Source organism: Capsulimonas sp., from assembly GCF_039929585.1.
Taxonomy (GTDB): Bacteria; Armatimonadota; Armatimonadia; order Armatimonadales; family Capsulimonadaceae; genus Capsulimonas.
Genome location: NZ_JBDSQY010000336.1, coordinates 1 through 11,772, shown reverse-complemented (window position 1 = coordinate 11,772; position 11,772 = coordinate 1). Strand labels below are relative to the sequence as shown.

The following is an 11,772-nucleotide window of genomic DNA, read 5'->3' as shown; positions in this document are numbered from 1 at the left end:
GCGTCGAATACGCCGACGTTGGAGCTGACCGTGGCGCCGACGCCGATAACGCAGCGCTCGACATAGGTGTTCGCGCCGACGCTCGCGCCTTCCCAGAGGATCGTGCTCCTCAGCGTGGCGCCCGATTCGATGCGGACATTGTCGCCGAGGACCGTGTTCGAGAGCAGGCTCGCGCCGGCTTCTACGACGCTGTTGTTGCCGATGACGACGGGGGCTTCCAAGGTCGCCGACGGATCGATCTGGGCGCCTTCGCCGACCCAGACGCCGGGCGACTGCTCCGTGAAGGGCATGCCGAGCTGAACCTTGCCGTTGATGGCGTCGAAGTTCGTCTGGCGATAAACTTGGAGGTTGCCCACGTCCTGCCAGTAGCTCTGCGTGTGGAAGGCGTACAGCGGCTTGCCGGCCTCCAGCAGCGCGGGGAAGACGTTGTTGCCGAAGCCGAATGCGACGCCGGAGGGGATCAGCGAGAACACTTCGGGCTCGAAGACATACACGCCGGTGTTAGCCGTGTTGGAGAACGCGCCGCCCGTCTTGGGCTTCTCTAAGAACCGATTGATGCGGCCGTCTTCGTCTGTCAGAACGATGCCGAACTGGGAAGGATCGTCCACGAGGGTGGTGGCGATCGTCGATGTCGCCTTCTTGTCCTTGTGGAACGCGACGAGGCCGGAGATGTCGATATTGGAGATGTCGTCGCCGCCGATTACCAAAAAGGTTTCGTTTTGGAAATGGGCCTCGACGCGCTTGAGGCTGCCGGCGTCGCCCCACAACTGGTCTTCCTGCTCCACATGGATCTTTACGCCAAACTTGGAGCCGTCGCCGACATAATCGCGGATCACGCCGCCCAAGTAGTGGACATTGATGACGATTTCGTCAAAACCGCTCTTTTTCAGTTTCTCGATGAGGTGCTCGATCACGGGACGGTTGACGATCGGAACCATCGGCTTGGGGACGTTTCGTGTCAGGGGGTCCAGACGCGAGCCGACGCCCGCAGCCAAAATCATTGCCTTCATTCTCTGTCCTTTATGCTTACTTGAGTTACTGCTGGATTGATGTGGTATTACTCGAAGAACCGCCGGATGGAGGCGGCGACGTGCGCGATCTGTTCCGGGCTAAGGTCGGGATGCACGGGCAGTGAGAGAACTTCCTGGGTCGCGAGCTCGCTTTGAGGCAAATCGCCTTGCTTGTATCCCAGCTGGGCGTAGCCTTGCTGGACATGGAGGGAGAGCGGATAGTAAACGGCGCTGGAGACGCCGCGCGTCGCGAGATATTTCTGAAGGTCGTCGCGGCGCCCGTTCGGCACGCGCAGGGTGAACTGATGGAAAACATGATGGTTGCCGGGCAGAGTGACCGGCAGGGTGATCTGGCCTTCCAGGTCGCCGAGCAGCTCCAGATAATGTGCGGCGTTCGCGCGTCGCGCGTCGTTCCATGCGGTCAGTCGCTTGGCCTTGACGCGCAGGAACGCGGCCTGCATCTCGTCGAGACGCGAGCAGTAACCGACGCGCTTGTAAATGTAGCCGCCGCCGGAGCCATGGAAGCGCAAAACGCGCACTTCCTCGGCGATCTCGGCGCTCGGGGTCAGGATCATGCCGCCGTCGCCGCACGCGCCTAAATTCTTGGTGGGGAAGAACGAGAGGGTGCTGATCTCCGCCCACTCGCCCATCTTGCGGCCGCCCTGCGAGGCGCCGATTGCCTGCGCGCCGTCCGCGATCAGGTGAAGGCCGTTCGACTTCGCAATCTCCCCAAACTTCGTCATGTCCGCCAGCTGGCCGAACAGGTGCACCGGCATGATCGCCTTAGTCTTGGAGGTGATCTTCGCGGCGGTCTTTTCGGGGTCAAGATTGAACGTGGAGGGATCGATGTCGGCAAAGACAGGAGTGGCGCCGGCGAGGCAGATCGTTTCGGCAGTGGCGACAAAGGTGAAGGGAGAGGTGATGACTTCATCCCCCGGCCCGATGCCCAGGGCCTCCATCGCGAGCAGCAGCGCATCGGTGCCCGAGTTCACGCCCAGCGCGAACTCCGTGCCGCTTTCGAAGGCGATCTCCGCCTCCAGCTTCGCGACGTTCGGGCCGAGGCCGAACTGACAGCTGTCCATGACTTCATTGAACGCCGCCGTCAGCTCCGTGCGCAGGGCGCCGTGCTGCGCCTGTAAGTCCGCCATTCCCGCCTTGATAATTGTATCTTCCAAAAGATCGTTCTGCCTTTGCTGCTAAAGTAAATCGTGCGCGCCGCGCGCTTTCAGGGTTTCGACGATCTGCTTGACGTCTTCCGAACGCGACTTCGGGCAGATCAGCGTGGCGTCGGGAGTGTCGATCACGATGATATCTTCCAGGCCGATCGTCGCGATCAGCCGGTGAGGACTGTAGATCAGCGAGCCCGTGGTGTCTACCCCGATGTGGTCGCCGATGACGACGTTTTCCGAAACGTGCTTCTCATGGCTGAGGACTTCCGCGAGACGCGCCCACGAGCCGACATCGTTCCAGCCGATATCGGCGGGAACCACCGCGACCTTGTCCGCCTTTTCGGCGATGGCGTAGTCGAAAGAGATCTTTTCCAGCGTCGCGAAGTGCTCGGCAAATCCTTCGGCGTCTCCTGATTGCAGGGCCTCGGCGGCGGCGATGAACCCCGACTCGGACTGGGGCAGATGCGTCTGGAACAGCGAGCGCAGCGTCTTCACCGTCGCGATGAACATGCCGGCGTTCCAATAAAAGCCGCCTTGGGCCAGATACTCCTCGGCGACTTCGCGCTTGGGCTTTTCCCGGAACTGGGCAACGGTGAGCGCCGGCGAGCCCTCAGAGATCGCCGCGCCGCTTTGAATATACCCAAAGCCCGTATCGGGTCCGGTCGGCTGGATGCCGACGGTGACGAGATAGCCCTGCTCCGCAGCCTTCGCGGCTTCGAGTAAAATGTCTCGGAACACACGGTCGCGCAAAATGACATGGTCGGCGGGCAGAACCACCATCACGGTGTCCTCGCCGCGCACGCGCTCGATCAGCGCGGCCATTACTCCGATCGCCGGAGCGGAATCGCGTCCCTGGGGCTCGCCGACGATATTCTCGGGCGGAACTTCCGGAAGCTGCTCGCGCACGGGGGCGACATGCCTGGCGTTGGTGATGATAAAGAGCTGCGCGGGCTCGATCAGCGCCTCCACACGGTCCGCAGTTTCCTGGAGCATGGTGCGGCGGCTGACGATATCCAGAAACTGCTTAGGGGTAGTCTGACGGCTGCGCGGCCAAAGGCGCGTTCCGCCGCCGCCTGCGGGAATCACGACGGCGATGTTGGATTTCGACAAGGATAGGGCTCCTCAAGCGTGTCGGCGCTGTGCATGCCGTGCTTGAGAGTGTACCAAATTTCACAAAGTCCTGTCAATTGGGGGAAGGGCGAGGGAGGCTGTTCAGAATATCCGCGATGGACAAATGACGGCGTAAATCTTCGTGGGTTAATCCTCTCCGCAAGCGGGCATACTATACGCGTTCCATCGCTCATGGAAAATCAAGAAAACTAAGACTTTACGAAAGGCGAAAACAGTTGCAGGGAGTTTTGATCTATAAGTGCCGCTTATGCGGCGGCCGGGAATTTGTGATGGTAGAGGATATTCAGGCCGCGATGCTGCTCGTGAGAGTGGTGCACGAGCAGGATACGACGGATATCGTCATTCCCCATCGCTGCGATAACGGCGACTATGGCGTCGCCGATCTGCAAGGCGGGCGGGAAACGATGGCGGCTTAACGCCGACAAAGGCGTTGACATCGCTGACCCCTGCGTGATACAGTACCCAGGCTCTGTTTTTGCGCTGCTCAGCGCAAATCTCCATTTCCAAAGCTCTGGAGGACTTTATGCGGCTATCCACGCGTTCACTCTCTTTTGCCGTGACGGCAGCCGTGCTTGCGTCCTCGTACGGCGCACTCGCTGCGGCGAAGACGCCGATCCGAACGCGGACGATCCATGCCGAGCGTGGCAAGCGTTACGACGCCACCACGAAATACCCGGTCCTGATGGACAGAACGCCGCTGGCGGCGCTGGCGAACTATACGATCGCCGCTGACGTTCGCAAGGAACAGGCGGAGTTTATTCAGATGGCGCTGCGTGAGACGGCGAAAGAACCCCAGGAAAATCCTTATGGGTACGATGTCTCGCCTGCGTATCAGCGCTATTGGAAGCCGGGGCTTTACAGCGTCGCCCTGGAGTTCTATCAATACACCGGCGGCGCGCACGGATATTCTTATCGGGTGATGTATAATTTCGCGCTGGTCGACGGCAAGCCTCAGCGTATATATCTCAAGGACTTTTTTAAAGACGGCTCGGATTATCGCGCGCAGATCGAGAAGACCTTGATGTACAAGCTGCACCACGACGAGCGGGCGGAGTTCATCCGGGAGGTTGCTCAGCTTTCTCCCGCTCAGCTCAATCGCTTTACAGTCGAACCCGACGGACTGCGTTTTTGGTTCAACCCGTATGAAGTCGCTTCCTACGCACGCGGTCCCGTGGACATCAAGCTTAAGTTCGCCGATTTAGGACCGGACTTCCGGCGCGAGCTTGTGCCCGCGCGCTGATTGCTTCAGCCGTTTACGGCCTTCGAGAGCGGCGGTTTTATGACGAGCGCCCAGCGCTCCATCTCGGCGCGCAGTTCGGCTGGCTTGATCGGTTTGCCCACGTAGGAATCCATGCCGGCGAGGAGACAGCGCTCGCGGTCGCCCGACATGGTGTGCGCGGTCATCGCGACGATTGGCGTGCGCCGTCCGGTCCCATTCTCGCGCGCCCGGATTTGGGCGGTCGCTTCGAACCCGTCCATTTCCGGCATTTGGATGTCCATCAGCACAAGGTCGTATGGGATCTGGGCGAGCGCGGCCATGGCTTCCAATCCGTTGCCGACGGCGTCGATACGGCAGCCCATCTTCTCCAGCATCCGGATCGCGACCTTCTGATTGATCGCGTTGTCTTCCGCCAGCAGGATATGCAGACCGATGGGGGCGCCCGCGATTGTCTTCGTAAGAAGCAGGCGGGGATGCCCTGCATCCACGGATGTGTCGAGCGCCGTCATCAGAGCATCGAATAAACTGGACTTGCGCACGGGTTTCATTAAAGACGCCGTAAATCCGCGCCGCGCCATTTCGGCGCCATTGCCAATCAGGTTCGACGACGACAGCAGTACGATCGGAATCGCGGCGAGCTTCGGATTGTTTTTGATCGCGTCGGCCGTCTCCTGACCATTCATCTCCGGCATCATCATATCCAGAATAATGAGATCGATCGGCTCCGTTGTGGAGGTGAGCAGTTCCAGACTTGCTTGTCCCGACTCCGCCACAATCGGCTCGCAGTTCCAGGAGCGCAGCTGTTCGCGCAGGATCGTTCGGTTTGTCGCGTTGTCGTCGACGATGAGAACACGGCGTCCGGCGAGCGACCGGGGCATATCCTGCTCGGTCAGCGGCGCATACGGCTGTTTCGTCAGAGGCAGTTCAAGCCAGAAGACGCTGCCCTGGCCGAGCGCGCTTTCGACGCCGATCGCGCCGCCCATCAGCTCCGTCAGCTGCCGGCAGATCGTCAGGCCCAGCCCCGTCCCGCCGTATTTGCGGGTGGTGCTTCCATCGGCCTGTGTAAAACTTTCAAAAACTGCGGCCTGCCGGGCGGGGGCGATCCCAACGCCGGTGTCGCGTACGGAGAGCCGAAGCCTGGCGCGCGTCTCGTTATTGCCGAGCACCGTGACTTCGAGCACCACTTCGCCGCCGTCGGTGAATTTGAGCGCGTTGCCCAGGAGATTACTCAGGATTTGGCGGATGCGTCCGGAATCGCCCTGCAAAAGTCGCGGGCAATCGGTGGGGACCGACGCGGCGAGTTCCAGCCCTTTTTCCCGCGCCTGCGGCGCGAAGAGGTCCAGCGTTTCTTCGACCAGGTCGCTCAGATCAAAGTCGATCGTTTCGATCATCATCTTGCCGGCTTCGATCTTTGAGAAGTCGAGGATATCGTTGATAATTCCCATCAAGGCGTCGCCGCTGCTGCGGATGGTCTGAGCGTAGTCCCGCTGCTCGGCGGTCAGCGGCGTTTCCAGCAAAATACCTGTCATGCCCAGGACGCCGTTCATAGGAGTGCGTACTTCATGGCTCATGTTGGCGAGGAACTCGGACTTCGCCCGCGTGAACGCAATGGCCTGATCGCGCGCCTCCACAAGCTCCAGAGCCTGCCTCTCCAGCTGAACCTTCTGCTCGGCAAGTGCGCGGGTGCGCTCGCGCACCCGCCGCTCCAGATCGCTGTGCGCGCGGCGGAGATCCTCCTCGGAACGCATTCGAGCTGAGTTTTCGGCTTCCAAACTCAAATTGCTGACGCGTAGGTCTTCCGTGCGCTCCTCGACACGGCGCTCCAATTCGTCATGCGCCCATTGAAGGGTCAACGCTTCGCTGCTTCGGCGCTTCAAATCTTGCTGAATGAGAATGAACAGCAATACTAACAGAAGAAATGCAAACCCGATGACGCAAATCAGTCCCAGCTGCATCAAGGCGCTGTTGGCCTGAGAAGTTTCCGCCCGGCTGCGCAGCAGAATGTCTTCTTCCTGCTGCATTTTATCGATCATCTTTGCGAAACGCGCCATCACCACTTCACCGGCGCCGATCTCCCGCACAGCCGCCGCCTGTTCTTGCGTTTCGTGAAGCAGCGCGATGTTCTCTAAACTGTGGAGACGCGCATGAGCGGCCTGACGCAGAGCTGGTATCCGGCTCTGCTGCCGTGGGTTATCCCGCGTAAGAAAAGCGATGCGGTCGAGATGCAGCGCTACCTCTTGCGATGCGCGTTTGCGCTCTTGAAAAGCGACTTTGCTGTTGGTAACAGCAAACGCTTGCGACGCCGCCTCGCAGGATTCCATGGAGTTCAGAGCCCCGTGAAGCTCTCCTTGCACTTCGTAAGTATGCGACACCCATTTCTCGGATTGGAAATAAAAGCGCGTGTATCGGTATGCGAAAAATCCCGTTGCGACGAGCAGAAAGAAAGTCAGCGCGAACCCAAGGAATATTTGCTTTTCTACTGATAACTTCACGAGGATGATTATCGGCGATTTTTGTGGTGGACTGGAGGAAATCGGTCTCCGTCACGCTCCGGGGCGGCGGCGCTGAATGAGTCCGATGGCGAGTACGACGAGCGTGGCGCCCAGAATCGCCTGGGGGGTAATGGCGTCGTGCAGAACGACCGCCCCGATCAGGGCGCCGAAAAGCGGCTGGGCAAACAGAAACACGGAGATTTCGCTGACCTGGATTCGCTTGATCAGCGTGAACCAGATCGTATACGCGAGCACCGTGCAGGGAATGACGAGATAAGCGAAGCTCCAGAGCGCGCCGGTCGTCAGTACGATCGGCTTGGCCGATGTGAACAGCTCCCAGAGGGCAAACGGCGTCAAAGCGATCGCGCCGGCCGCCATCTGGTAAGTGATCACCGCCATGGGCGGGTAGCGCGAAACAAGCTTTTTGCCGACGATCGACGAGAGCGCCTCGAAGGTCAGCGCCAGCGCGATCGTCAGGCCGCCCAGCTCTCCTCCGCTCCAGTGCAGCAGCGAATCGCCGTGCGAGACGATCAGAAGAACTCCCGCGAGACCCGCCGCGATCCCTAGCGCCTTGGTCAGGGGCATTGGCTCTCGCAGCAAAATCCAGGAGAGAATGGCGAGATAAACGGGCTCCGTCGCCATGAGCAGCGAAGCGTTCGCCACCGTCGTGTGCTTAAGGCCTGCGTAGTAAAGCAGATAAGTCAGCGCGAGGCCCAGCACGCCCATCGCCCAGAAGCGTCCCCAGTCACGACGCGCGACGCGCAGATCGACTTTACAGACTCCCGCCACACCGTACATCAGCACAGCAGATAGCGTAAAGCGCGCAAAGGCGAGCATCATGGGGGGGAAACCGCCATCCATGGCTCTTTTGCCAGCGAAGGACGATGCCCCCCAGATCATGTTGATTGCAATCAATAAGAGGGCGGCAACGGGCGTGACTCGTGGAGCGACGGCGGATGGAGGAGCCGGCTGGGCAGGATCGGGTGGGTCGGATGGATCGCGCCGGACGGCGTTGCGTTGCATACTTGATTCTGACGCGACGGCGGACACGAAGTCAACGAAAGCCGCCTCTAAGGGATTAACATTCGATTACAATCAGGCAAGCGGAAGGTAATCGACGATGGGGATAAAAGTCTCGTGCGAAAAACTTATACAATTTTTCGTGATCCGGGAACTTACGAGGAACAGTGCGCGTAGTAACATTTAGCGCATGTCCTCCTTTTAATCATCCGTCAGCTGTGACGGAGCCTGCAGCCGATCCGCTTTACGCGGACCGGAGGCAGGTTTTTTTTTGCCCGGGTGAAAATCATCGCTGGCGTGAGAGGAGCGGCCGTTTGAGGCCGCCAGATGCATCAGCGCATCAGCTTTCGGTTGCGCAATACGATCCGCTGCTGCTCGAAGATGTAGGCGATGATGGCCTCCCGATCGTCTTCCGACATCTCCGGCGGCCCGAGGAACGCAAGGCGGACGAGATAGATGCGGCTGGTTCCCTGCGAGGCAATATGGCAGTCCAGAGATTCAGCTTCGACATCGATCTGCTCACCGTCATTTCCGGCGGGAACGCGTACCGTAACACGCAATCCGCCGGGAATGGGCTTCGGGGCGGCGAGCAGCGCTCCGCCGCCGCTGATGTTCACCAGGCGTCCCGCCATGCGGATGGAGCCGTCGCCGCCGCGTGACGACACGCGAAACGAGGTCGGCGCGTGCAGCGGCAGCCGGAAGAACTCGCGTCGCTGCACCTGAGTTACCTGCCTTGGACGCAGGATGGTGATCGTGGCGGAGCGGCTAGAGCCGACGACTCGGGTGGAGAACTTGAACAAGCCGCTGCCCCGGACGAACGAGACGACGACTGCGGCGCGCGCCGGCAACGCCAGACCGGCGGGGCCGGAGGCGGGCGCTTCGGTCTTAGCCGTATCCCAGACGCCTTCCGGATCGAAGATCCCCTGTTCGGCGGTGTCCAGAACGAGACGCCGCATCGTGACCATGCGGACCGTCGCGTAATATACGCCGACGCGATCGCCCTGCGCCAGCTGGATCCGCACCGCTTCGCCGACCGTAGGCAGACGGGACGACGTCCGCGCAGGCTGCTCCTCAATCGGAGTCCAAAGTTTCCAGAAGTCCATGGCGTTTGTTAGCTTCCTTCCGCGCCGAGACCGTTTTTCTGCTCGCCTGCTTTCGCGGTAAGCATCTCGCTCTGTGCGGATTTTTCCAGGGAAGCGGCCTTATCGCCCTGGTCGGCGTCGGAGGTCTCGATATAGGTCATCAGCACGGCGGCTTCCTGAGCGATCAGATTGACCGCGAGCTGTCGATGCAGGTGCGAGAGCTTGAGCGCGGCGGGCGGGGTGACATTGCGGACAAATTCTGCAAGCGCCTGCGCGTCGGCCGCCACTTTTTTCGCGGTGTCGTAGAATTGCTCGTGCGAGCTTTTCTTCGCGTCAAATGCTTCGCGCGCCGTGGAAAGCCCGGTCAGCAGAGCATCGGCGCGGTTCTTGATAATGCTCAGAGACATCGGATACCGGGTGGCTCCCAGCTGCGCGAGCATTTCCTGCGCGTCGGCGTAGCGCGACTGCGCTCCGTACATTCGCGCGAGCTGCGTGACGGCCCGGTGACCGCCGGTCGCCGCCTCGATCGACTGCGCTGTCTTATACTCTGTTTCGGCCTGATCCAGAGACCCATCGTTCCAATAGGCGTCGGCAAGCCCGATATGCGCCGAGACATCTTGCGGGTTTTTCGTGACAAGCGCTGTGTAAAGCGTTACGGATCCTTCGGAGCTAGCGTTCTCATCGTCAAGGCCGATTAAAAATTCCTTGATGGGCACGCTGTCCGGCGAGACCTGCAGCGCGCGTTTGGCTTCGTCGAGCGCTTTATCCCGGAAACCGCCCTGAAGATACGCCTGCGCGAGCGCCAGCCTCGGCTGCGCCGCGCGGGGCGCGCCGTCTACGGCCTGGCGATACAGTGAGATCGCCATCGCCACCTCGCCGCGCGCCAGCGCCGCGTCGCCTCGGCCGATCAGCGGCTTGACCGCCGCCATCTGCCGCGCGATGACGTCGTCGCCGCCACCTGGATTGGGAGCGGTATTCTGTAGAACGCCGCCTACGGTCACCGTGACAATCGGCGGCGGCTCCACGGCGTCGCCGCTGCCCGGCGCAGGCTTGGTGGCGACGACGACCGGCGGCGTGGGCGGCGCTGCGGGGGTGGGATTGGTCTTCACTGGGTCTGGCGCCACGGTCGCGGTTATGGTGGGAGAAGCTGCCGGCGGCGTGACGGTCATGGGTGGCTCTTGCGTGACTGGAGTTACGGTCGGCTTCGGCGTGGGGACGGCGGCTACCACAACGGGAGGCGTGTCTGGCTTCGCTGCTGGCGCAGGCGCTGGAGTGACGGCGACGACAGGCGGTGTAGGGGCCGGAGTAACGTCGGTGGCCGTAGGCGCGGGAGCAATCGTGACCACAGGCGGAACAGCCGCTGGTTTCACTGGCGCTGGCGGTGTCACCGGCGCGGCAGCCACGGGCGGCGTGACAGTGACGGTGGGCGTCGGCTTAACGACAATGACTGGCGCGGCAGGTTCTGGGGCGGGATTGGCTGCGACTGCGGGCGGAGCCGTCACTGTCACGGGTGGCGTCGGCGCAGACGTGACGGGCGGGATGGGCGTCGGTATAACAGTCGTCACGGGTGGTTCAGGCGGTGTGACGGCGACGACAGGCGGCGCGGGGGCCGCGCGCTGCGCAATGGCTTCCGCCGCGTCGTCGGTGAGCGCGTCGGCGGCGGCGTCCATCTTTTTGCCGGTCACCGTCCAGATGTGCGCTGGCGCTAATACGTCCACGAACTGGACATCCGGGCGGTCGGACGATTTGGTGTGAGTGACGACCGCGTAGAACGATGCGCCCAGCGCTTTGGAAAGCGCCTGACGGTCTTCATCCGTGGTGATGGGCGTGGTGGTCCATTCGGGATGATGGGCGTCCGCGGCGGCGCGCTTCAGAGCGGGCGCCTCGATGTCGTAGGTCAAGACATCGAAACGGCCGTTTGCGCGCAGCTTGGAGCGCAGCGCCTGAAGGCCTGCGAAATCGTCACGGTCGCCCGCGTTCTGAGTAAAAAGCACGAGCGTGGGCGGTGGACGTCGCGAGGCGCCCTGCGCGCCGGTGGAGGCGGCGACGCTCAAAGTACAAGCGAACGCCATTGCGGCGTGTCGGAGCCTTATTCGCTTTGCTGACAAATCTGAAGTCCCGTCTGGCAAGCCTGCAAGCCGCGCTGCGCCGACTCCGCGTTGCGTCCGGCGGCAATGTCGGCTTTGTAGGTGCGGATCGCCTTTTCATAAGCGGCGCGCGCGCCGCGGTAGTTGCCCTGAGATTGCAGCGAAAGCGCCATCTGCTGGAAGCCGTCGCCGCCGCCGCCTTCCGACGATCGCCCGCTGGAGGTGGATCGGTTTACGCTGGAAGAGTCGGAGCTGTCTCCGCCGTCATGCACTGTGATCCGAATAATCGGAGTTGCGCCGGAGGGCGACTGTCCGCCGTTGTTGTCCTGCGCGCTGTAGTTCTGTGTATTGTTTGAAGAGTTCGATCCGTTTCCCAGACCCGACACCACAACTGTGTGGCGCGGCATCGATTCGAGCGAAGCCGCGATCGGCGGCGCTGAGACGGGCGCGGGCGCGAGCATTCCGTTCGATTCCGTGGGAATAGCGTGCAGCTGCAGCGGCGGCAGCTGGCCGGGCTGACTGCCATAAGAGCTCGCGACGCGCTGCTGGAACGGACGCTGCG

At 61.5% G+C, this 11,772-nt stretch carries 10 protein-coding genes; 2 read left to right on the top strand and 8 right to left on the bottom strand.

From position 1 onward, the window contains the following. The 3 genes from ABIZ35_RS25470 to ABIZ35_RS25460 form a co-directional block, all read right to left on the bottom strand. Positions 1–1,010: NDP-sugar synthase (locus ABIZ35_RS25470; protein ID WP_348222746.1), on the bottom strand; the 1,010-nt coding region annotated here is incomplete at its 3' end. A gap of 47 nt (positions 1,011–1,057) precedes the next feature. Continuing rightward, a complete protein-coding gene (locus ABIZ35_RS25465; RefSeq protein ID WP_348222747.1) occupies positions 1,058–2,170 on the bottom strand; it encodes a DegT/DnrJ/EryC1/StrS family aminotransferase in 1,113 nt (370 codons plus the stop codon). Between the two features lie 36 nt (positions 2,171–2,206). Beyond that, complete coding sequence (locus ABIZ35_RS25460; RefSeq protein ID WP_348222745.1) at positions 2,207–3,289, bottom strand: mannose-1-phosphate guanylyltransferase; 1,083 nt, start codon at positions 3,287–3,289, stop codon at positions 2,207–2,209. 290 nt (positions 3,290–3,579) lie between these two features. Here ABIZ35_RS25460 and ABIZ35_RS25455 point away from each other — a divergent pair, with 290 nt between their 5' ends. Further along, the gene (locus ABIZ35_RS25455) at positions 3,580–3,726 is read left to right on the top strand and encodes a hypothetical protein (protein ID WP_348222744.1); all 147 of its coding nucleotides are present in this window, start codon (positions 3,580–3,582) and stop codon (positions 3,724–3,726) included. A gap of 107 nt (positions 3,727–3,833) precedes the next feature. Further along, the gene (locus ABIZ35_RS25450) at positions 3,834–4,550 is read left to right on the top strand and encodes a DUF3298 domain-containing protein (RefSeq protein WP_348222743.1); all 717 of its coding nucleotides are present in this window, start codon (positions 3,834–3,836) and stop codon (positions 4,548–4,550) included. Between the two features lie 5 nt (positions 4,551–4,555). On the opposite strand, the gene ABIZ35_RS25445 is transcribed toward ABIZ35_RS25450, so the two are convergent. The 5 genes from ABIZ35_RS25445 to ABIZ35_RS25425 all read right to left on the bottom strand — a co-directional run. After that, complete coding sequence (locus ABIZ35_RS25445; protein ID WP_348222742.1) at positions 4,556–7,021, bottom strand: response regulator; 2,466 nt, start codon at positions 7,019–7,021, stop codon at positions 4,556–4,558. Between the two features lie 51 nt (positions 7,022–7,072). Then, positions 7,073–8,044 carry a DMT family transporter gene (locus ABIZ35_RS25440; RefSeq protein WP_348222741.1) on the bottom strand — a complete coding sequence of 324 codons (972 nt, stop codon included), beginning with the start codon at positions 8,042–8,044 and terminating at the stop codon, positions 7,073–7,075. A 329-nt stretch (positions 8,045–8,373) separates the two neighbouring features. Next, positions 8,374–9,144 carry a PilZ domain-containing protein gene (locus ABIZ35_RS25435; RefSeq protein ID WP_348222740.1) on the bottom strand — a complete coding sequence of 257 codons (771 nt, stop codon included), beginning with the start codon at positions 9,142–9,144 and terminating at the stop codon, positions 8,374–8,376. Positions 9,145–9,152: 8 nt separating this feature from the next. Continuing rightward, entirely contained in the window at positions 9,153–11,195 is a 2,043-nt protein-coding gene (locus ABIZ35_RS25430) for a tetratricopeptide repeat protein (protein WP_348222739.1), read from the bottom strand. A gap of 17 nt (positions 11,196–11,212) precedes the next feature. Continuing rightward, positions 11,213–11,772, bottom strand: a 560-nt coding sequence (locus tag ABIZ35_RS25425; RefSeq protein ID WP_348222738.1) for a hypothetical protein, incomplete at its 5' end; no start/stop codon positions are given.